The organism is Pseudoalteromonas sp. S1612 (genome assembly GCF_005887175.1).
In the GTDB taxonomy this organism is placed as follows: domain Bacteria; phylum Pseudomonadota; class Gammaproteobacteria; order Enterobacterales; family Alteromonadaceae; genus Pseudoalteromonas; species Pseudoalteromonas undina.
On sequence record NZ_PNDH01000014.1, the window covers coordinates 1 to 21,543 of the forward strand.

The following is a 21,543-nucleotide window of genomic DNA, read 5'->3' on the forward strand; positions in this document are numbered from 1 at the left end:
GGTAATCTTGAGCTTCAATACAAATAGTAAAATACCCAAATCACCTCAAACTGCAGAATTCAGCGCTTCACAGGGGCTTAATATCAAGGCGATACTTTGCAGTAATGGTAGTCCCTTTCAAGAAGTAGCAACGATGAGAGTATGCCCCTGTGAAACGCCCACGGGTTGGCTTAAAAGCGATTTATACTGCGTTATTGATATTAATAATAGAACCACTATTATTTGCAATCAATGCCTTGCCTAAATCGCTTTTAATTCCAACTGAAACTCGCATTTTGAGGTGGTTTGGGTATACACTTGGCGCGATTTTAAATGATGTGGATTACCAACAATGCGCGTAGCTGATTTTAGCTTTGACTTACCTGATGAATTAATTGCTCGTTTTCCTAAAGCAGATAGAACGAGTAGCCGTTTATTGAGCCTAAACGGGCCAACTGGTGAGATTGAGCATAAAATATTTAGTGACATACTTGAGCTTGTAAACGAAAACGATTTACTGGTTTTTAATAATACCAAGGTTATACCTGCGCGTATGTTTGGTCAAAAAGAGTCTGGTGGTAAAGTTGAGGTACTCGTTGAACGTGTATTAGACGAGCACCGGGTTCTTGCGCACATTCGTGCTAGTAAATCGCCAAAACCGGGCAATGTACTCATTTTAGAGGGCAAAGCAAAAGCCATTATGGTGGCACGCCACGATACGTTATTTGAGCTTGAGTTTGACCGCAGTGAAAATGTGCTCGACATTTTAAATGATGTTGGCCATATGCCGCTTCCTCCTTACATTGATCGCCCAGATAATGAAGCGGACCGAGAGCGATACCAAACAGTATATGGCGAAAAGCCAGGCGCTGTTGCTGCACCTACGGCAGGTCTTCATTTTGACGATAAACTCATGGCTGCACTTAAAAATAAAGGCGTACAAATGGCCTTTGTTACCTTGCATGTTGGCGCAGGTACATTCCAGCCGGTTAGGGTAGAAAGTGTTGATGAGCACATCATGCACTCTGAATATATTGAAGTGCCGCAAGCTGTGGTGGATGCGGTTGCAAGCACTAAAGCCAAAGGCGGGCGTGTGATTGCGGTAGGTACAACTTCAGTTCGCTCACTAGAGTCGGCTGCAAAAATACATGGCGGCAAGCTAGATACTTACTTTGGCGATACCGATATCTTTATTTTTCCGGGTTATCAATTTAACGTTGTTGATGCCATGGTCACCAACTTCCATTTACCTGAATCAACCCTAATTATGCTGGTCAGTGCCTTTGCAGGGCAAGACAATATTATGGGTGCTTACAATACTGCGATTGAACAACAGTATCGCTTTTTTAGCTATGGCGATGCGATGTTTTTGACCCGTAAATAATTTACAGCGTTATCGGTTTTTATTTTACTCCTAAGCACAGTGAATTTATCACTGCTAATAGTAATAGGGTGGTAAAAAGGGTAGAATCGAGCGGTTAAATTATAGCTTGTTGGACTGTTTTTCCGACACAGAGGATATTATGAAATTTGAATTAGACTGCACCGATGGCAAAGCACGCCGCGGTCGCTTGATTTTTGACCGAGGTGTAATAGAAACACCAGCGTTTATGCCTGTAGGCACTTATGGCACGGTTAAAGGCATGACACCTGATGAAGTTAAAGCAACGGGTGCACAAATCTGTTTAGGCAATACATTTCACTTAATGTTGCGTCCAGGTACTGAAATCATCAAACAGCATGGTGATTTACACGATTTTATGAACTGGGACTTCCCAATTCTTACTGACTCAGGCGGTTTCCAAGTATTTAGCCTTGGCGCAATGCGTAAAATCACTGAAGAAGGCGTAATGTTCCAATCGCCAGTTAATGGTGATCAAATTATGATGTCGCCAGAGAAATCAATGGAAGTGCAGCGTGATCTTGGCTCAGATATCGTGATGATATTTGACGAATGTACGCCATATCCTGCCACTGAAAAAGAAGCCAAAGACTCTATGGAGCTTTCTCTTCGTTGGGCTAAGCGCTCAAAAGAAGGGCATGGCGACAACCCATCAGCATTGTTTGGTATTATTCAAGGCGGTATGTATCCTGAGCTTCGTGCACAATCACAAGCGGGCCTTGAAGAGATTGGTTTTGATGGCTATGCGCTTGGTGGTTTATCGGTTGGTGAACCTAAAAATGAAATGATTAATATTCTTGATCATTGTGCTTATAAAATGCCAGAAAACAAACCACGTTATTTGATGGGTGTAGGCAAGCCAGAAGACTTAGTTGAGTCGGTTCGTCGTGGTATTGATATGTTTGACTGTGTAATGCCAACGCGTAATGCACGTAATGGTCACTTATTTATTACAACGGGTACCATTAAAATCCGTAACGCAGTGCATAAAACAGATACTGGTCCACTTGATCCAGAGTGTGATTGCCATACCTGTAAAAATTATTCGCGCGCCTACTTGCATCATTTAGACAAATGTAACGAAATTTTGGGTGCACGACTAAACACTATCCATAACTTACGATACTATCAACGTGTTATGGAAGGTTTACGTAATGCTATTAGCGAAGGTCAACTAGAGACATTTGTCCACGATTTTTACGCTCGCCGAGGCCAAGAAGTGCCAGAGCTAGCTGATACAACAAATTAAAATTTAAAAATTAAAGAGGAAGTATTATGAGTTTATTTATTTCAAACGCGCATGCAAGCGCTGGTGCACCTGCAGCAGGCGGCGGTATGGAAATGCTAATTATGTTAGCGATTTTTGGTTTGGTTTTTTACTTTTTAATTTACCGCCCGCAAGCAAAGCGCGTAAAAGAGCATAAAAGCTTAATGAGCGCGATGGCAAAAGGCGATGAAGTGCTAACCCAAGGTGGTTTAGTGGGTAAAATCGTAAAAATTGCTGAAGATAAAGACTTCATCGTGATCTCATTAAATGAGCAAGCAGAAGTAACAGTACAAAAATCAGCAGTATCTGCTGTACTGCCTAAAGGCACAATGAAGTCGCTATAAAAATAATAAGGACGGCCCCGTGTTAAACAAGTTTCCAATTTGGAAGTATTTACTTGTTTTAGCTGTGTTAGCCATTGGCCTTTTATATGCTTCACCAAACTTGTATGGCCGCGATCCGGCCATACAAGTTTCTGGCGCTAAAGGCACCGATGTCGACCTCAGTGTTGTAGACAAAGTAAACGCAATCCTCAAAAAAGATAACGTCAGCGCTAAATCGACGAAACTCGAAGACGGGCAAATTCTTGTTCGTTTTAAAAATGTTGAAGACCAACTAAAAGCGCAAGACTTATTGCGTAACTCGCTAAGTAACGATTATATCTCAGCGATTAATATGGCACCGGCACAACCGGCTTGGTTAAAGTCGCTTGGCGGTAATCCTATGAAGTTAGGCCTAGATTTAAGTGGTGGTGTACATTTCACCATGGAAATCGATATGGTCACTGCGGTTGATAATCAGCTTGAGCAAATGGAGCAAGATTTTCGTAGCGACCTGCGCGAAGAAAAACTACGTTATCGTAGTGTGCGCCGTGTAGCAGGCTCAGAGCGTATGCGTGTAGAAATGCGTAACGAAGAAGACAAAGAAGCCGCAGAGCGCTTTTTAGAAAGCCGTTACCCATTAAACGTTTACATTGATGATAGCAGTAACGATAACGCATTCTTTGCCACTATGAGTGAGCTAAAGCTAAAGGAAATTCGTGACTATGCTATCAAGCAAAACGAAACGATTATTCGTAACCGTATCAACCAAATTGGCGTTGCAGAGCCAAACGTACAGCGCCAAGGTGCTGAACGTATTATTGTGCAATTACCAGGGATTCAAGATACCGCTCGCGCTAAAGAGATTTTAGGTGCTACGGCCACGCTTGAGTTTCGTGAAGTTGACGAAAATGCTGACATAAGCGCCGCTGCTCAAGGTCGTATCCCACCGGGTACTGAAATGATCATGAGCCGTGATGGTTATCCTGTGGTACTAAAAAAGCGCATCATTCTTGAAGGCAGCCATATTACTGGCGCGCAGTCAGGTGCAGATGAGTACCAGCGTCCACAAGTAAGCATTAAACTCGATAGTAAAGGTGGGGCAAAAATGAATGCCTTCACCAAACGTGCTATTGGTAAACGTATGGCTACCGTGTTTATTGAGTACAAGCCATCGGGTAAAAAAGATAGCGAAGGTAAAGCACTTCCACCAATTAAAGTGGAAGAAGTGATTAACGTAGCAACCATTCAAGCGCGTCTTGACCGTTCATTCCGTATTACCGGTATTGATAACCCCGCTGAAGCACATAACTTAAGTTTACTACTTCGCGCGGGTGCACTGGTTGCGCCTATTCAAATAGTAGAAGAACGTACGGTTGGGCCAAGCCTAGGTCAAGAAAACATTGAAGCAGGTATGACCGCTGTAGCCTTAGGTTTTGCGTTTGTACTGGCCTTTATGCTTATTTACTACAAAGGTTTTGGTCTTGTTGCGAATATCGCACTGGCTGCCAACTTAGTACTTATTATTGGTGTAATGTCGTTAATTCCAGGTGCAACGCTTACCCTGCCGGGTATCGCAGGTATTGTACTAACCGTTGGTATGGCTGTTGATGCGAACGTACTTATATTTGAGCGTATTCGTGAAGAGCTCGCTGATGGCCGCAGCCCTCAACAAGCGGTTCATTTTGGTTACGATAGTGCCTTTAGTACTATTTTTGATGCCAATATCACCACATTAATTGCGGCGATTATCTTGTTTGCTGTTGGTACCGGTCCTGTTGCAGGCTTTGCGGTAACCCTAGCAATTGGTATTTTAACCTCTATGTTTACAGCAATTGTAGGTACCCGTGCGGTGATCAACCTATTTATTGGTGGTAAACGTGTTGATAAACTTTCAATTTAAGGAGCAGACATGCAAATTTTAAGATTGGGCGGAAAAACCCTTCGTTTCATGTCTCTTCGAAAAGTGGCAATGGGCTTTTCTACGTTATTAATCATAGCGTCGCTGGCGTCACTTTTTGTTAAAGGCTTAAATTTCGGTTTAGATTTTACCGGCGGTACAGCAGTTGAGGTAGGTTTTTCACAACCTGCCGATCTGAAAAAAGTACGTAATGTACTGGCTGAAAACGACTTTGCTGATGCATCGGTACAGCTTTTTGGCTCAAGCCAAGAAATACTGGTCCGTTTAGCCCCTCGCGGTGATGATGTAAAAGCAGAAGTGATTGGTAACCAAGTAATTGCTGCCCTTAAACAAGCTGATGATAGCGTAGTAATGCGCCGTATTGAGTTTGTAGGCCCAAGCGTAGGTGAAGACTTAAAAGAGCAGGGTGGCCTTGCCATGTTAACTGCGCTTATATGTATCTTAATTTACGTGGCATTTCGCTTTGAATGGCGCTTTGCTGTAGGTGCGGTGGGTGCACTATTACACGATGTAATCATTACGATTGGTTTATTCTCGGTGCTTGGTTTAGAGTTTGACCTAACTATTTTGGCTGCAATACTCGCCGTGATAGGTTACTCACTAAACGATACCATTGTTGTATCAGACCGTATCCGTGAAAACTTCCGTAAAGTACGTATTGACGACACCATTGAAATTATTGACCTGTCACTTACGCAAACACTTAATCGTACTTTAGTTACATCAATTACCACTATTTTAGTATTGATTGCACTCTTTGTATGGGGCGGCCAAACTATTCATGGCTTTGCTACCGCACTATTATTTGGTGTATTTATTGGTACTTATTCTTCAGTTTACGTTGCCAGCTCGGTGGCTATTGCCATGGGCGTAAGTAAAGAAGATTTAATACCAGAGGTGATTGAAAAAGAAGGTGCCGATTTAGACTCAATGCCTTAATTGAGATTAAATTATCCTTTTTAAAAAACCGCTCCTTGTGAGCGGTTTTTTATTGCTTAGCGTGTAAGACATATAATTGTCATACGAGCTTGATATTTTATCACTCTTATTTAATTTTGATCAGAGCTAGTAGTGACTGAGCAACGTAAAGCCTTAGAGTCAATTTTACAACAAGGGGCAATAACAACCTTGTTTCAACCTATTTTTGATATAACTAAGCAATCTATTATTGGGTATGAAGCGCTGAGTCGAGGCCCTAAAAATAGCCCATTAGCGATGCCAAATAAGCTATTCGAAACGGCTCATAAATATCAATTGATCTCAGAGCTTGAGCTTTTATGCCGTTCTCGCGCCATAGAAAACTTTGTAAAACTAAATCTACAAGGGAAGTTATTTTTAAATGTCAGCCCAAAAATTCTACTCGATCCGAGCCACCCTAAAGGCGAAACCTTACATTTAATTGAACAGTTTGGTCTTGCGGCTAATCGTGTGGTGATTGAAGTCACCGAACAAGAAAAAGTAGATGATGGCTTTTTACTGTTAAAAACCATTGCTCATTATCGAGAGCTAGGCTTCACTATTGCTATTGACGATCTTGGTGCAGGTTATTCCGGTCTAAAGCAATGGTCGCAGTTATGCCCAGATATTGTAAAAATTGATCGTTACTTTATTGATCATTGCGATCAAAGCGAAGTTAAAAAAGAATTTCTAAAATCAATTGTGGTGTTAGCGCGGGCAACAAATACAGCGGTGATTGCTGAGGGAATTGAGCGTACTGAAGAACTCGATTTAGTTAAAAGTATAGGCATAAGTCATGTTCAGGGATTTTTGTTAGAAAGACCCAGCCAACAACCAAACTATGACTATAACTGTAAGCAGTTACAAGCATTTACATCGACTCAAGCAGGTTCAAAGTTTGAACAATCAATGGCTATCGGGGTGCTTGCTGTTGCTCAGCCTGCCATTAGCAGTCATACGCGTTGTAAAGAAGCTCATGCGCTTTTTGAGCAAGACAAACGCATAATTAGCTTACCCGTTTTAAATAGCAATCAGCAGCCAATAGGGCTGTTACACAAAGATCAGCTAACAGAAGTGTTTGCCGCACCATACGGGCATGCACTTTATGATAAATGTGAAGTCACTGAGTTAATGGATAAACAGCCTTTGGTGGTTGATGAAAATCAAATGCTTGATATTGTCTCTCAGCAAATAACAGAGCAAGACTTTGATATTCGTCGCCATATTGTTATCACCTGCAACAATAAATATTTAGGCTTGGCACCGCTCAGAGACATACTAAAGCACATTACAGCAGAAAAAATCCGCCACGCTCAACATGCTAACCCTTTGACCATGTTACCGGGTAATGTGGCAATTAGTGAAGTAATAGAGCAGCGTCTGCAACATAAACAGCCATTTTCACTAGCTTATATCGATTTAAATCATTTTAAACAATTTAACGATTTGTATGGTTATGCCAGTGGGGACAGCGTGATAAAACTTCTGGCCGATGTGACTGTAAAAGCGTGTGCGCACAGCGCTAACTTTGTCGGGCATATTGGTGGCGATGACTTTATGGTGGTGTTTGAAAAAAAAGATGCGGTGGAGGTTTGTAATACCATTATCACGCAATTTGAATTGCAGTCACGCGTATTTTTTACGCCAGAGCATATTGCTGGAAAAGGGTATTGGGCAACTAATCGAGAGGGCGAAAAGCAGTTTGTACCTTTACTTACATTATCGATAGGTTTAGTTGAGCCGGATCTACAGCAGTGTAAAAATAGCCATCAAGTAGCGGCATTAGCCACAGATGCTAAAAAAGAAGCAAAACGTTATCGTCACAGCTACTTATTTATATGTAATCGAAGAAGGCCGGCTCCTGCTATTGTACGTTTATCCAATAGTAAAAAAAGTGGCTAACAAAAAGCAAAAAAGGAGCCTAGGCTCCTTTTTTAGTACGTAATTACGATTAACGTAATAACGACTCAGATAATACTGGGCGCATTTCGCGAACAATTGCCTGTGTTAGCTTAGGTGCACCACAGATTACGTTACCGCTCACGTTGTAGTTATTACCGCCAGCAAAATCAACAATCATGCCGCCAGCTTCTTTAACTAATAGCTCGCCTGCTGCTGTATCCCAAGGTTTTAAACCAATTTCAAAGAAGCCATCAACACGACCCGCTGCAACATACGCCATATCTAGCGAAGCAGAGCCTGCACGGCGAATATCAGCCGTGTGAACAAATAACGCTTTAAACGCTTCAGAGTATGCATCTAAGTGATGTTTTTGTTTGAAAGGAAAGCCTGTAGCAAGAACAGAACCAGCAAGTTCAACAGTTTTAGATACACGTAAACGTTTGCTGTTTAACTGTGCGCCTTGACCACGAGAAGCGGTGAAAAGTTCGCCTCGAATTGGATCGTAAATTACGGCTTGGTCTAAACGACCTTTAACTTTAAGTGCAATAGATACTGCGAAATGAGGGATACCCTTGATGAAGTTAGTTGTGCCATCAAGTGGGTCAACAATCCATTGGTAATCAGCATCCTTACCTTTGTGTTCGCCTAACTCTTCACCAACGATGCAGTGATCAGGGTAAGAACGTAAAATAGTGTCACGAATTACGGCTTCGGCTTCTTTATCAATGTTCGTAACTAAATCATTAGTGCCTTTTTGTTGCACTTCAACTTTTGATAAGTCTTCACTTGCACGAAGAATAAGCTTGCCTGCGTTACGCGCAGCGCGAACCGCAATGTTTAACATTGGATGCATGGTATTACCTTTGGGTTGTAAAAGAACGTTTATATATTTAAGCCGGCGTATTTTAGCGGTTTTTGCCATAAAGTAAACCATAAAGCCTAAATACTTGTGAGTGTTTTTTGTACAGGCATGATCTTTCAATATATTTATCGAAATAAAAACAGACAATAAATTTGTAAATTAGCGCTTTACCTAAAGTTAACTTGAGGTTTTATGATGTTCTATATTCAATTAATAGGAAGAAAGTTATGAAATTAGAACACGTAAATTTAGTTGTTAGTGACATAAACGCCATGCTTAAGTTTTACCAAGCAGCGTTTCCCTATTGGTCAATTAGAAGTGAGGGGGAAGGAACTTGGTATGGTAAAGCAAGGCGCTGGGTACATTTTGGTGATAACGATCAATATATTGCTATAAGCGATCATGGGGAAGGGGAAAACCGCGACCTATCAGGACATCAAATTGGTTTGGCACACTTTGCCTATGTAACCAATAACTTAAATGCAGTAATAGCGCGCCTAAAACATGCGGGCTTTGCAATAAGTAAGCAAGGTGCTGTAAATCCATTTAGAAAAAACATTTATTATATTGACCCTGCAGGGTTTGAAGTTGAGTTTGTAGAGTACATGAGTGATGTACCTAGTGAGCGAAATAACGACTTATAATATGAATGAAGCCAACTATTATGGCTTCATTCAATGTTTAGCATATTTAATAATGTTTACCATTCATGCCAAGCTGAGTTTTTAGATCATTTGCAAAGCTAATAAATTTTTCTTTAATAGTGCGCTTAACTTTAACTTCCACAGAGCCTAAAACAGTTTTTCCTTCAATGTGAATCGTTGGCCCTTGGCGCTTATTTAGTGACACTGTTTTATTTTCAAAACTGCCTAAAATACAAAACATTTTAGAAACTACATTAACGTGCTCTGGTACATATATTTCTTCGCTGCCAAAATAACAATTAACGTGAATAGTGACATGTTGGTGGGTAAAAATAGCATCCGTAAAATCAAGATTGATTGACCCCATGTAGTTTTCTATATAAATGTTTTGAGGAACTACCCATTGGCCGCTTCGTTCACTTGAACCAAGAATGCTTCTTAATGTAAGTGGCTCTTCATCAGTCTCATGCTGCGCGCTATAATTAGGTGCAAACTGAGAGTGCTTTTGCGCCTTATATTGCTGGTCAGTATTTAAGGTTAAATCTTCAACGAGATCCATAAGTGCTTTATTGTCACTCTCTGCCATGGCGTCGTCTAAGCGCCTTTCAAATGCTTCTACAGAAATAACACCATGGCTGTAGTTATAAATGAGCTGATCAATCACTTGCTCACGAACTTGCTCAATAGGGCGGTCTTCAATTTTAACAGACATTTAAATTATCCTTTTATGGTTGCTAGTTATTTCAAAGCAAGCCTTATACCAAATATTAAATTGTTTAAATTCAGTGGTTTATGATTTTGGGTTTTTGATTCTTTATTATATTAACGACAGATTAACCAAATATACAATTATTTAGTAAGTTTCGCTATTCGAGAAACTTTTACGCAATAGTCTGTAAATGTTTACTTAGTAGGTTTAAGCCAATATCTACTATTTTAAATTAAGTCATTGAAATTAAAGGTTAAAAAATGTTGGCCCGATGCTCGCATTAGCTTAAGTGTCTTTAATCAAAAGGAGAACGATTATGAAAACATTTAATAAGTCTATGATTGCAGCCCTAGTATTAGGAACAACCGCAATGGGCGCTCAGGCAAGCAGTTGGGAAAACGAAAGCAAAGATGCTTGGATTGATGGGAAAGCAGAAACAGTATTGCTTATGAACACCAATCTAAATAACTTTGATATCAACACGGACGTAAAAAACGGCAAGGTAATGCTAACAGGTAAAGTAAACAGCGAAGTAGATAAAGAGCTTGCTGAAGAACTCGTGCTAAGCCTAGATGGTGTAACTGACGTTGAAAACAGTCTAACTGTGGTAAAAAACACCGACATGAAGAAGCATGATTCTAAAATGATGGGTAACGACACTGAAAGTGATTTAACCGATGCTAAAATCACTACAGTGATCACAACACGTTACTTATTTGATTCTGAAGTAGGTGGTACAGACATTGATGTTGATACCGATAATGGTGTGGTAACTCTTAAAGGTACAGTTGAGTCTGATGCTGAAAAGCAATTAGCGCTGGAAATTGCTAAAAACGCTGAAGATGTTCGCAAGGTAGTTGATGAATTAACTGTTATTGCAGAATAATACACTATACTAAAGCCCAGCCCTGCTGGGCTTTTTGCTTTGCTAACATTATAAGGATTAAATTATGGATATCATTAGAATTATTTTTTCTATTTTATTACCACCACTGGGTGTGTTTTTACAGGTAGGACTAGGGATGCATTTTTGGTTAAATATTTTGCTAACTTTGCTCGGCTATTTCCCAGGATTAATTCATGCGATTTATATTATCGCCAAAAAATAATGTAGCAGCATAGCAGGACATTTAATACTGAGTTGCTAAGTGCTCCCAAAGGTATGTGTATTAGTTACTCAGGCTGCTATTAATAAATGGACTTATTTTACAAAACTCATCACTAACAAAACCTCAAAGCCTACTATTTGAGCAGTTAGCCCCTTGATTGTTAAAATAAAGCTTTTTGCTAGTGACAAGCCCCTAAAAACTTTTTATACTGCAACCCGCTTTAGTCGCTCTGTGGCTAAACGCTTCAAAAATTAACTGCTTACAGTTATACAAAGATGGCCCCTTAGCTCAGTTGGTTAGAGCACACGACTCATAATCGTTAGGTCCCCAGTTCAAGTCTGGGAGGGGCCACCACTTTTACAAGCTTTCCAAGTAAATACCTACTAACAAAAATTACCCTGTGCTACCTCTGTGCTACTTTTTATCATAGCAGGTGAATAGCTTATCTTGAATATTAAGTTTTAGTTTATGCTGATAACTCCAATATCAGCTGTGTTGCAAGTTGTATTTAGCTATACTGATTTCCTCTAACTAGAAAAATAAGTCATGGAGGATTGATGAAAACTTTTGAAATTGATCAAATAGTTAAGCCTGATATGTCTGATTACTTGATACATATGACAAGTGAAAAAAGCTTTAATAGCATTTTAAATTCAGGGAGGCATGAATCAGAAGGCCTCATAAATGCTTTAGTGCCTCAGGGAGCTAAAAAGTCTAGTTTCAATCATAAGATTGCCTGTTTCACTGAAACACCAGTTCACGCAATCGGTGCATTTATTGAGATTTCTAAAAGAAGAAGTTCTGAGAACATGGTTTATGGCATAGGGTTCAAAAAGGCATTTATGGTAGAAGAAGGAGTAAGGCCAACTGCCTATTTAGATAATACAACCTTAGGCAAGCTGCTTCAAATTAAAAGTTCAGAGAGCCTTTCCGTTAGCTCTAGGGAATTTATTGATTTGCTTGCTCCTTTGGTTCACCCATTAGGGGAAAAGTCACAAAGACAAGGCTTTTCTTGGGAAAGAGAGTGGCGATATGTCGATGACATTGGCTTTCGATTTAATTACGATGATATCGAAGTTATATGCTGTCCAAGTGAGTCTAAGAGTATGATTAAAATGAAGTTAGGAGAGTATTCAAGTAAGGTTAAATTCTTTGATACTTCCCTACAGTATCAAGAATTGACCGACTTTCTGTCATTTTCAAAAGAGAGAGATTCTATAGAGGCAGGGATATTCGATTCAGATGATAGGGACTTGATTGATGAATTTCTAAGTGGTTTCGATTTATATATAGAGCGGCTTACCCAGCATAAAGAATTTTTACTTCAATTAACTGCTCAAGTTAATACTGTTGAGAGTGAGTTAACGAAATTAAGAGAGTGGCAGGAAGAGTTAAAAGCTCATACAGCTGAATACTGTGGTCATTACTCTAAATATTTAATAAACAATAAACTCTTTGGAACAATTTGTCCTGATTGCAATGACTCCCTTAAACATGTTTGGGATAAGCAATATAAAGATGCATAAGAGAAATTTATCTAAATAAGTTCTGGGAGAGAAGGGTGACGAAAAGTAAAATTCTTATAATAACAAGTAGTTATGATAAAACATGTAATTATCTTGTAGATAAATATAGAAATTTTAAATTTTTTCGTCTTGATGTAGATCGATTTTCTAAATATCAGATTACATTCACTCAGCAAGGATTTGAGATTAGGAATTCGACAGAAAATATAACTAGTTCATCCTGTCATTCTATATATTTTAGAAAACCATCAATGGAAAATTTGCATGGTATTTTTGAAAATAAATACCATGGTTACATGCATAAGGAAACTTACAGTTTCATTGAAGGAATAGCTGAGAGCTTTAGTGGACTTGTCCTTTCAAAACCATCAATTATGCGTAAGGCTAATAATAAGGTATACCAAGCATCATTGATCAGTAAAGTAGGTTTTGTTACTCCCACGCTTTCAATCACTAATTCAAGTACAGCTCTAGATCAATTTACAAGCCGAAAAGGTGTTATAAAACCTATAGCTGTAGGTGAAGTCAGCTCTGGATCAGTCAAAGAGTATGTACAAACAAATATGATTGATCCATCTATAAAAACAGATTTATTTCATTATTCACCGGTATACCTGCAAGATTACATCGATAAAGACTTTGAGGTGAGGGTTACTGTAGTTAATGAATTAGTTTTTTCTGTAAAAATAAGCTCTGTTAATAACGTTGATTGGCGCAAGCCAAACAATAAAGTTAAATATTCTATTTATCAAATCCCAGATCAGATTAAGCGGCAGTGTTTTGAGTTTATGAGGCTTTGCGGTATGAAGTTTGGTTGTTTTGATTTTATTATCAAAGATGATCTTTGGTTCTTTTTGGAAATGAATGCCAATGGTCAGTGGGCATGGTTAGAGTTTGAAACAGGTTTAAATATTTCAGGTGCTATTATTGATTTTCTCGCAGGGAATTCAGGAGATTTGAGTGGAGATTAGTAAGAGAACGATATGGCAAAAGTTAGGCTTATTTATTTGTAATATTCTAAACTTTTTGCCCGTACTTCATCTATCAAGAGATGAAGATTTTGATTCAATTAGTCAAATTAATGATTTAAGGTTTTCACTTATTGCAATACCGTTAGGTGATTCATACTGGTATTTCGCTACCTATAGCCCTTCAACAAAGTTTAGCTTATTTGAACTTCTAGAGATTCATGAAATTCAACCAAAAAAAACAAAATCTGAGTTGAGCGAATTAGTCAATTCTTTAGATCAACTACCCGACGATAATGGAAATAATGAGCTCAGATTGGAGTTTTTAAAACACAAGCATGATCAGTGTCAGGCCAGTATCAATATCCTAAATAATAAAGTAAATAACTACATAGCAATAGCACTTGTTTATACTGGTTTTATAGCTTTTTTGTTTCAATCATGCTTGAAGTTTTCAGCACATCCACTAAGTTGGTTGTTGTGGTCACTGTTGCTTCTTTCAACTTTATCTTTATCAAGTCTATTAATTTTATTGCGTAAGTATCTTAAAGTAAAAGGTGCTCATAAGAGTAAGTTTGGTGAGTTTAAAACTAAACCGAGCTGGCTCTTATTTGTAAAGGGAGTTTACCTTGATTGGCAGAGCGCTCAAGATGAGCAATTAGCTTCTGCAACACTAGTTAAAAATATAGAAAAGCAATTTTTTAGAAGCGTTTCTGTCAGCTTTTTACTGCTCTTACTTGTAACATATTTACCATTTAGTTCAGACTTTGATTTAATACAAAATGATGGAAAAGAAAACTTAAATGAATTCACAATTTTTGATAAACAGGGTAAGTTTTCAGCTATAGAGCTATTACATTTGTCTAAAAAAATTAACTCAAATAGTGATGTTTTATTCATCCTCTCAAAGTCAAACCAAGTTGGAAAGAACTCAATAAAGTTCATTATTAAAGCATTAGAGTTATCTAATAGGTACTCAGTAGTTGAAGTAAATAATGATTTGTTTGACAAAAATATATTACTAGTAAAAATTAAGGAAAAAGATGAAACCATACATCATGAACTACAGTGAAGAGCTTCGCTTAATTACTAAATCAAAGCTTAAAGATGATGGCTCAACAGTATTAACATTTACAGTTGAAAATCAAGATCAAGATGAGCTTCATTTAGATTGGACATTACAAACAAATACTACAGAACCAACTGACAATGATTCTATCTTCCTCATTGATGATACTACTATTACGAAAACGTTAGAACCATCAGACAGGGATGAACTTTACTTAGATTCAACACTCCAGACTAGGGTTATTGAACCATCTGATCAAGATGAGATGTATCTTAATGATAATTTAGAGTCTAAGCATTAATAGAGAAATGTGGAATGAATAGGGCAAATGTGGCCTGATAGGTTAATATTAACGATAAGTAGAAGCTATGTACCAACAGAAATACTGGAACCAATTAAAAGAATTAAAAGTACATGTTTATTACGTACAGCATTATGCTGTTAAGCAAAGTAAAAATGATCAATATATAAATATGTTTTTGGCGGTGACTTCTTCTTCAAGCATTGCAGCTTGGGCTTTGTGGAAAGAATATCAGTTCATTTGGGCTTTGATTATAGCAATATCTCAAGTTGTGACAGCTATAAAGCCACTATTACCTTATAAAAAAAGACTTATGGCCTTGAACAAGTTGGGGGATGCACTATCTTTAATAGCTCTTAGGGCTGAACGTGATTGGTATTTTGTCGCTGAAGGTAAGTGGACAGAAGAGCAAATACATACGAAATGGTCTGAGCTTAAAGAAGACTCATTGGCATCTGAAAATAAATTTTTAGGTGGACTAACTCTTCCAAAAGATGCAAGTTCTTTGTCATTAGCTGAAAGAGATACAGATGCATATTTGAAATCAACTTATTTTAATTAAGGATATTAATGTCTAACTCAAAAGAAAATAATCAACATCAGCCGTATCAGCCAAGCCAAACGAACAAACAATTACCACCATCTAGCACATCTACTCCAATGCCAAAAGTTAAGCCGCCACAACCTTCTTCTGGAAATCAATAAGCTAATTAACCTTATACGAGAAGCTCGTATAAGGTTAACTAGCTTTCAAGAGATTGTTTTTATTTTATATTGATAATTTTTACATAAGATGTGTTATTAGTTTAAGTTATAAATGAACAATTAATTTTTAAATGGATGGCAAGTATGGATACTACTTTAATCAAAGACATATTAATGTTTACAGTTGCGCTGTATGGAGCAACCCTTGCAACTTTTACTTACAGGCGGGGTAAGCCTAAATTTGAAATTGACTACAGTGTTGTTTTAATGGCTTTAGCAGATGGGCCTGCCGATGCATTAAAGCTTACTATTTTAAATACGGGACAGACCAGTTGTTTTGTGGAGGGGTTTGGTGTAGTTGGTGAAGATGGAAAATTTTTAGATTTGGAACTGATTTCTCAAGTGAATCGGAGGCTACAAGCTGATTTTAAAGGCAATACGCTGAGTGGCTTTACAGCCACAAACCAAAAATTTAATCTCTTGCACGAAGATAGAGAGGTAAAGCCTAATTCTACATCAGTTGCTTTTCTCAGTTTGAAGGGGCAAAAGGAACTTCTTGATAGTAATAAATCGAAAAAACTATTTATTTTCTTTGAGTCAGCAAAAGTAATGAAAAAAAAGGAAATAGATTTTAAAGACTTAAAATTCTGCAAAACTTAACGAAACAAAAGTGTATTTAACGGTCTGAATTTCTATCTCAAGTAAACCTCAGTAATCTCAGCCCTGAAATGGCCTAGCTCTTGCGACACAGTTTCGAGAGCTGTTGCCCTATTAAAGCCTAAGTTTTTTAGTTCATTCATTCTCTCTTGTGCGTAACTATGCCTAAGGCCATGACCGCCATTAGAAAAAAATAGTGTGCGGCTAGATGCTTTCGAGAATGAGCATGACCATTTATGACCACCACCAATATCATAACGTTGCAAATAGTTAATTTCCCTATCACGAACCGTTATAGGCTGTGCTAAGCGCCTTTGTTCCAGCTGTATAGCTAATGCGTTAGGTATTAATACCTCTCGGATTAGGCCGCCTTTGCCTTTCACTGTATAAATACAACCTTCTCGACCAAGCCATTTGCTGTCTAGCGCTGGACGGCTATCAGCTTTTCGCTCTGATACTCTGGCAATTGTTAAAAGTTCATGAGCTCTTAACCCTGCTGCGTAGGCTATTTGTGTAGATAAATTATATTTTCTAGTTTGATGTTCACTGATTGCGTGAGCTTGAGCAGGAGTATATGCGCGAGACTTTTCGATTATCTCTTTTTCGGATTTTATTACGGTCAGCGTTTCTTTAGGGCCAAGTTTGCCACTGAGTTTAAACATAGCTTGAATTGCTTGCCGTTCCATATCCAACGTTTTTTGACCAGCAAACTCACTGCGGTAATCAAGATATTTATAAGCATCTTGAAGGCTCATACCCTGTACACCATTAATTCCAATATCTTTTGACCACCGAGCTATTTTTATAAGTGCAGCTTTATAACTTCGAGCAGTACCTAGAGATTTAATAATTTTGTGCTTAAATAAGTTTTTAGCTAGCTTTTCCGCTTGCGTTTCTGGTTTTGCGAACTTAGGCATTTTTATCGACCCACCGTTTTACAGTTGTCCAATGTGCTCTCACTCCTTTACGCAAAAGCCATCTTTGTAGGTTGGCTATATTCGTACCTTCTTCGTAAAGAGCTAAAAGCCGTTGTTTATGTTTATCTAGTTTGGATGACTTAAATCGTTTTTTACTGATCAATTTTTTCTCATTTTTTAGGCGCAGTGCTTCTGCTTTAGCATTAAAGGTCATAGTTATTCTCCGATGTGATTGTAAGAAAAACTGGCTGATTAAGCTCAGCGGCTAACGCCTATTCGCCCCTGTTTTACGCATGCGTAAGGCTCGGACTGATCGCGCCTAAAAATCAAAAGACTTGGTTTTATAATGAAGCTGAAAGCTTCTGAAATGGGTGTTACAGAGAATGTAACAACGTGTTGAAGGCAGCAGGAAAGCGCCTGTTTTTTTCTTGCCCGTAGGGCTTGATTAACATTTAGATTAGCAGCTTTAATTAATATTTCAATCTGCAAATAAAAATCTGCGTGTAAGATGCTCAAGAGCCCATACCCCGCTATGTGCAAGCCTGTTTTAGGCTTCTACATAGCGGGGTATGGGCGAAGCCCAGAAAAGAGGAGGCAATTGCTCATGATGCCTCATTTTATTGTATTGAACTATAGGGGTCTTTTTGATATTTTCAGAAGGCTTACGGGCAGATTTGGACTGCGTATCGCAGTTTTTGATTTATATGTTACTTTGTGTCTGCTACCTTATCGGCTCGTCCGGGTATGTTGACAATTCGTCCTATCATCATTTCGCAAAAGAGTGCCCGTAAGCCCTCTAAATTAAGTAATAGCCTAAAGGATTAAATGGTTGTCTAAGCTGGAAGCCCTAAGAAAAAGTAAGTCGATAAATGACTTTGCCCCTATTTTAGGTTACAAACCAAAGTCTCTCGCGTTTATCTTATTCAAAATACCTGATGAAGATAAGTACACTTGTTTTGATGTAGCAAAAAAATCTGGAGGCAAACGAACAATATCTAAGCCATGCGAAAAATTAAAAGCACTTCAAAGAAAACTAGCCGATCTACTGTATTCGTGCTCTGATGAATTAAAGCCTGCAAACCAGAGCATAAAATCCTTCAAAGGAGAGAATAAGCACTTACCTCAATCAGAAAGAGCTAAAAAGTCAATCTCTCATGGCTACGAAAAAGGATTATCTATAGCATCAAATGCTTCTATGCATACAAATAAGCGTTATGTTTATAACATAGATATTAAATCATTTTTCCCATCGTTTAATTTTGGACGTGTAAGGGGATTTTTCATAAAAAATAAAAAATTTAGGTTACATCCAAAAGTTGCAACTCTTATTGCACAAATAGCTTGTTTTGAAAATGAGTTGCCCCAAGGTGGTCCTGCCTCGCCAGTTATTTCAAATCTCATTTGCAAAAGTTTAGATATTGAGTTGTTGAGCATAGCGAAGAAGTATGGCTGTATTTACACTAGATATGTTGATGATTTAACATTTTCAACAAATCAGAAATTGTTTCCTAAAGAAATAGCTATTAAGCCTCGTTTTGGATTTGGAAGAGAGAATTGGCGGCTAGGTAAGGAAGTAGAAGCGTCAATAATCAAATCAGGCTTCCAGATAAATTCAAAAAAGTGTCGAATGCAATACAAAACTTCTTCTCAGGAAGTTACAGGGCTTACTGTTAATAAAAAAGTAAATGTACGGAGTGTGTACTATAGAAATGTTAGGGCGATGGCCCATAGTCTGTTTAAATATGGTTTCTACTATAGACCAGCCCCTAGTACATCTAAAATCAGGAATGAATCAAAAAAAAGCTTGTATCAACGCCTTTACTCAATTCTTTTTCGACGGGTAGTAAGAGCGACATCAGCAAAAAAGAAAGTAAAACAGATAGAGTCAGTAGACCCTCTTATTGGAATGCTTGCTTATGTTTTTAATATAAAGTCTTATCGTAATAAATTTGTACGTAAAGGTTTTAGACCTGATATTCATAATGGTATTAGGACAAAATCAAATGGAAGCATAACGTTTCCAACAGTTGATAGGTCAGAATCTTATGAAGATGATAACCACGTTATTGCGCTAGACGGCATTAAAAACCTTTATGGTAAAGTGCTATTCTATAAATATTTTTATGCTTTGAAAAAACCGCTAATCATAGGTGAGGGCAAGACAGATAATATTTATTTAAAATGTGCAATTGATAGGCTTGCCAATACATTTCCTCAATTAGCTAAAAATAGCTCTGGCTCTCAACAGGTTTCTTTCTTTAACAGGACGCCAACTAATACTGATATGTTAAGACTTGCCGAAGGCACTCCAGGGTTAGAGTATTTAATCAGTATTTATAAACGTTTTATGAGCTTTTATAAATGTGAAGGAAAAGAATACCCCGTTATTTTTATCGTGGACAACGATGGTGCAGGGCAAGGTTTTATTGAGAAGGCTAAAAAGATTCGAGATCAAACAAGAAAAGCAAAAAAGGTGAAGGCACAACACAGACATAAGTATTATTACTTTGAAAATGTTTATATTGTCCCTATTCCAGATAAGGACAGCAGTGGTAATGAGATAAAAGATATAGAAGACCTATTTGATAAGTCAGTGTTAGATGAAAAGTTAGAAGGGAAAGTTTTTTATAAGAAAAATAAAGGGTTAGATTCAAGTAAGCACTATGGTAAGGCCTACTTTTCCGAGTATGTTATCAAACCTAAAAAAGATAAAATAAACTTTGATGAATTTCAGCCAATATTAGCTGACATAGCTGATATTATTAAAAGCTATGATAAGCAGAACCTTGATTAAGATTTATTAAACCTTTTTAGTGACAATAAAAAGTTCAAATTACCAAAAACTAATTTTATAAGAAGTAGTTAAGCTATTAACTAAACCAAAGTGAAATCTTCACCGCTAACTCATCTTCGATACAATACAGGTACGCAGTTGGCACTTCTAAAATATCAGCAAGTGCTTTCACAGTTTTAAAGTCAGGAGCATGTACACCTTTTTCGTACTGGTTCATTCTTGCTGATGCTGCAAACTGATCTATTCCAGCCAAAATTCCCAACTGTTTTTGTGATAGCCCTTTGGCTTTTCTTGCCTCTTTTAAGCGCTTTGGAAATGGTGATTCGTCATTAGTTTTCATTATTTATTGTTCTTAGCTTGAAAACTAAGAGTTTCTTAGCTTTAATTGAATCTAGATACTAAGGAATCCTTAGTTTTGCTTTGTAACGAATTTAGTTTGGAGGAATGAATATGCTTGAAACGTTTGTGTGTGTATTGGTCGGGGCTATCTACTTGCTGGTAAGTATATTTACAAGTGATGAGCAGTCGTCGAACGAAAACGAGCAACTAGATCAATTGAATGATGGTATGGGCAATATTATCGCTGATGGTGAATTTATGTCGCGTGAAGAAGCTGAAGATGCACAATCACGTGGAGAGCTTTACGACACCTATTACTAATCACTTAAAGAATAGGGAAGTGTTCAAAATTAGGCATGCCTAATTTTAAGGAGCAATGTATGTTACTTTTAGAACTATACAAAAATGTTGAGTTAAGGCCATTTATACCTGTAGTAGCTGAGTTTAAAAGCCGCTTAGCTGGTATCGAAACTGAATGTGAACCATTAGGGCTATCATTTGAGAAAGAAGTGCAGTCAGAGCAGGAAATCTTTTTTGCTTTGATTTCTCAGAAAGCACTGGCTTTCGATGTCACAAATGAAATAGGTGAGGTTTGGGATATTAGGTTAGAGCCTTTCAATCATTTCAAATCTCGAAGCAAAGAAATCACCTTCCCGTTCATGGGTAGTAATGAGAAGAAACAACAAAATATTAGTGAGTGGATTATTGCTTTGTGCAATTGGGAAGGATCTTTTCTATACTCAAGTGCAAAGCATTAGCAGAGATTGCAGTTATGACATTATACGAATGGTTTCAAATGTGGATTTTAATGGTGTTAGTGATTCGCGCTACTCGACGCTACGACAAGCTGAAAAATGACCTTTTCACAGCAATTAAAGAAGGCTTGATTTAGACATGGCTCCTGTACTCGCTGGTTGCGCTTTGATTTTAAGTCTTGTGAGCTTCTTCGCTGTTTTGTTTTATCTTAAATGTAAGTGATATTACGTAGACCTCTCCAAAAGCCTACTTAAAAAGATTATCAAGAAAATTTTTTTGTAGGTATTTTCACTAGCCGATCCCCACTTTAAAAAATAATATAGATAAAAATCATAAAGTTATTCTTTTTCGTTTACTAAATCTTTTCACTTTGTCCCTAAAACATCAAAAACCCCCTGAAAGTTCCCCTAGCTTTTCAAGGACAACTATCTGATCACTT

At 37.9% G+C, this 21,543-nt stretch carries 24 protein-coding genes and 1 tRNA gene; 20 read left to right on the forward strand and 5 right to left on the reverse strand.

Annotation, left to right across the window (positions count from 1 at the left end):
* Positions 1 to 331 precede the first annotated feature (331 nt).
* From queA to CWB78_RS06205, 6 genes are all read left to right on the forward strand, one after another.
* Positions 332 to 1,363 (forward strand): tRNA preQ1(34) S-adenosylmethionine ribosyltransferase-isomerase QueA, encoded by a 1,032-nt coding sequence (gene queA, locus CWB78_RS06180; protein WP_138594669.1) that lies wholly within the window; start codon positions 332 to 334, stop codon positions 1,361 to 1,363.
* 139 nt (positions 1,364 to 1,502) lie between these two features.
* Positions 1,503 to 2,630, forward strand: a complete 1,128-nt coding sequence (gene tgt, locus CWB78_RS06185; protein ID WP_054202633.1) for a tRNA guanosine(34) transglycosylase Tgt — start codon at positions 1,503 to 1,505, stop codon at positions 2,628 to 2,630.
* A 26-nt stretch (positions 2,631 to 2,656) separates the two neighbouring features.
* Positions 2,657 to 2,992, forward strand: a complete 336-nt coding sequence (gene yajC / locus CWB78_RS06190) for a preprotein translocase subunit YajC (protein WP_010391747.1) — start codon at positions 2,657 to 2,659, stop codon at positions 2,990 to 2,992.
* Positions 2,993 to 3,011: 19 nt separating this feature from the next.
* Positions 3,012 to 4,871 (forward strand): protein translocase subunit SecD, encoded by a 1,860-nt coding sequence (gene secD / locus CWB78_RS06195; RefSeq protein ID WP_138594671.1) that lies wholly within the window; start codon positions 3,012 to 3,014, stop codon positions 4,869 to 4,871.
* A gap of 9 nt (positions 4,872 to 4,880) precedes the next feature.
* Positions 4,881 to 5,828, forward strand: a complete 948-nt coding sequence (secF, locus tag CWB78_RS06200; RefSeq protein WP_013465987.1) for a protein translocase subunit SecF — start codon at positions 4,881 to 4,883, stop codon at positions 5,826 to 5,828.
* 132 nt (positions 5,829 to 5,960) lie between these two features.
* Entirely contained in the window at positions 5,961 to 7,748 is a 1,788-nt protein-coding gene (locus CWB78_RS06205; protein WP_138594673.1) for a GGDEF domain-containing protein, read from the forward strand.
* A 49-nt stretch (positions 7,749 to 7,797) separates the two neighbouring features.
* On the opposite strand, the gene suhB is transcribed toward CWB78_RS06205, so the two are convergent.
* Positions 7,798 to 8,601: an inositol-1-monophosphatase gene (gene suhB, locus CWB78_RS06210; protein ID WP_054202669.1), complete on the reverse strand. Its 804-nt coding sequence runs from the start codon at positions 8,599 to 8,601 to the stop codon at positions 7,798 to 7,800.
* 236 nt (positions 8,602 to 8,837) lie between these two features.
* On the opposite strand from suhB, the gene CWB78_RS06215 reads away from it, so the two are divergent.
* The gene (locus CWB78_RS06215; RefSeq protein ID WP_138594675.1) at positions 8,838 to 9,254 is read left to right on the forward strand and encodes a VOC family protein; all 417 of its coding nucleotides are present in this window, start codon (positions 8,838 to 8,840) and stop codon (positions 9,252 to 9,254) included.
* Positions 9,255 to 9,300: 46 nt separating this feature from the next.
* Here the strand turns inward: CWB78_RS06215 and CWB78_RS06220 are convergent, their stop codons facing one another.
* Complete coding sequence (locus CWB78_RS06220; protein WP_138594677.1) at positions 9,301 to 9,966, reverse strand: LiaF domain-containing protein; 666 nt, start codon at positions 9,964 to 9,966, stop codon at positions 9,301 to 9,303.
* 313 nt (positions 9,967 to 10,279) lie between these two features.
* On the opposite strand from CWB78_RS06220, the gene CWB78_RS06225 reads away from it, so the two are divergent.
* The 10 genes from CWB78_RS06225 to CWB78_RS06265 all read left to right on the forward strand — a co-directional run bounded on the left by CWB78_RS06225 (position 10,280) and on the right by CWB78_RS06265 (position 16,301).
* Positions 10,280 to 10,849 carry a BON domain-containing protein gene (locus CWB78_RS06225; RefSeq protein WP_138594679.1) on the forward strand — a complete coding sequence of 190 codons (570 nt, stop codon included), beginning with the start codon at positions 10,280 to 10,282 and terminating at the stop codon, positions 10,847 to 10,849.
* Positions 10,850 to 10,913: 64 nt separating this feature from the next.
* A complete protein-coding gene (locus CWB78_RS06230) occupies positions 10,914 to 11,072 on the forward strand; it encodes a YqaE/Pmp3 family membrane protein (RefSeq protein ID WP_008466367.1) in 159 nt (52 codons plus the stop codon).
* Positions 11,073 to 11,349: 277 nt separating this feature from the next.
* Positions 11,350 to 11,426: transfer RNA gene (locus tag CWB78_RS06235), tRNA-Ile, on the forward strand.
* Positions 11,427 to 11,629: 203 nt separating this feature from the next.
* Positions 11,630 to 12,598 (forward strand): hypothetical protein, encoded by a 969-nt coding sequence (locus tag CWB78_RS06240; RefSeq protein WP_138594681.1) that lies wholly within the window; start codon positions 11,630 to 11,632, stop codon positions 12,596 to 12,598.
* A gap of 35 nt (positions 12,599 to 12,633) precedes the next feature.
* Positions 12,634 to 13,569: an MvdC/MvdD family ATP grasp protein gene (locus CWB78_RS06245; RefSeq protein ID WP_138594683.1), complete on the forward strand. Its 936-nt coding sequence runs from the start codon at positions 12,634 to 12,636 to the stop codon at positions 13,567 to 13,569.
* On the forward strand, positions 13,559 to 14,638 hold the full coding sequence (locus CWB78_RS06250; protein WP_138594685.1) for a hypothetical protein: 1,080 nt from the start codon (positions 13,559 to 13,561) through the stop codon (positions 14,636 to 14,638). Before CWB78_RS06245 ends, CWB78_RS06250 begins: the two co-directional genes overlap by 11 nt.
* Entirely contained in the window at positions 14,610 to 14,936 is a 327-nt protein-coding gene (locus CWB78_RS06255) for a hypothetical protein (protein WP_138594687.1), read from the forward strand. The genes CWB78_RS06250 and CWB78_RS06255 overlap by 29 nt, the downstream gene beginning before the upstream one ends.
* Before the next feature lie 67 nt (positions 14,937 to 15,003).
* Complete coding sequence (locus CWB78_RS06260; RefSeq protein ID WP_138594689.1) at positions 15,004 to 15,498, forward strand: hypothetical protein; 495 nt, start codon at positions 15,004 to 15,006, stop codon at positions 15,496 to 15,498.
* 8 nt (positions 15,499 to 15,506) lie between these two features.
* The gene (locus tag CWB78_RS19065; protein WP_259401975.1) at positions 15,507 to 15,641 is read left to right on the forward strand and encodes a hypothetical protein; all 135 of its coding nucleotides are present in this window, start codon (positions 15,507 to 15,509) and stop codon (positions 15,639 to 15,641) included.
* Positions 15,642 to 15,785: 144 nt separating this feature from the next.
* Positions 15,786 to 16,301, forward strand: a complete 516-nt coding sequence (locus CWB78_RS06265; protein WP_109874059.1) for a hypothetical protein — start codon at positions 15,786 to 15,788, stop codon at positions 16,299 to 16,301.
* Positions 16,302 to 16,333: 32 nt separating this feature from the next.
* Here the strand turns inward: CWB78_RS06265 and CWB78_RS06270 are convergent, their stop codons facing one another.
* Both CWB78_RS06270 and CWB78_RS06275 read right to left on the reverse strand, forming a co-directional pair.
* Complete coding sequence (locus CWB78_RS06270) at positions 16,334 to 17,215, reverse strand: site-specific integrase (RefSeq protein ID WP_138594691.1); 882 nt, start codon at positions 17,213 to 17,215, stop codon at positions 16,334 to 16,336.
* Positions 17,208 to 17,429 carry a hypothetical protein gene (locus CWB78_RS06275; protein ID WP_138594693.1) on the reverse strand — a complete coding sequence of 74 codons (222 nt, stop codon included), beginning with the start codon at positions 17,427 to 17,429 and terminating at the stop codon, positions 17,208 to 17,210. Before CWB78_RS06275 ends, CWB78_RS06270 begins: the two co-directional genes overlap by 8 nt.
* A gap of 615 nt (positions 17,430 to 18,044) precedes the next feature.
* Between CWB78_RS06275 and CWB78_RS06280 the strand changes: the two genes are divergently transcribed.
* Positions 18,045 to 20,009 carry a retron Ec67 family RNA-directed DNA polymerase/endonuclease gene (locus CWB78_RS06280; RefSeq protein ID WP_171040316.1) on the forward strand — a complete coding sequence of 655 codons (1,965 nt, stop codon included), beginning with the start codon at positions 18,045 to 18,047 and terminating at the stop codon, positions 20,007 to 20,009.
* Between the two features lie 76 nt (positions 20,010 to 20,085).
* Here CWB78_RS06280 and CWB78_RS06285 read toward each other — a convergent pair whose 3' ends face one another.
* Positions 20,086 to 20,349, reverse strand: a complete 264-nt coding sequence (locus CWB78_RS06285) for a helix-turn-helix domain-containing protein (protein WP_138594697.1) — start codon at positions 20,347 to 20,349, stop codon at positions 20,086 to 20,088.
* A gap of 110 nt (positions 20,350 to 20,459) precedes the next feature.
* On the opposite strand from CWB78_RS06285, the gene CWB78_RS06290 reads away from it, so the two are divergent.
* Both CWB78_RS06290 and CWB78_RS06295 read left to right on the forward strand, forming a co-directional pair.
* Positions 20,460 to 20,669 (forward strand): hypothetical protein, encoded by a 210-nt coding sequence (locus CWB78_RS06290; RefSeq protein ID WP_090493660.1) that lies wholly within the window; start codon positions 20,460 to 20,462, stop codon positions 20,667 to 20,669.
* Between the two features lie 59 nt (positions 20,670 to 20,728).
* Complete coding sequence (locus CWB78_RS06295; protein WP_138594699.1) at positions 20,729 to 21,106, forward strand: hypothetical protein; 378 nt, start codon at positions 20,729 to 20,731, stop codon at positions 21,104 to 21,106.
* The last annotated feature ends 437 nt before the right edge of the window (positions 21,107 to 21,543 follow it).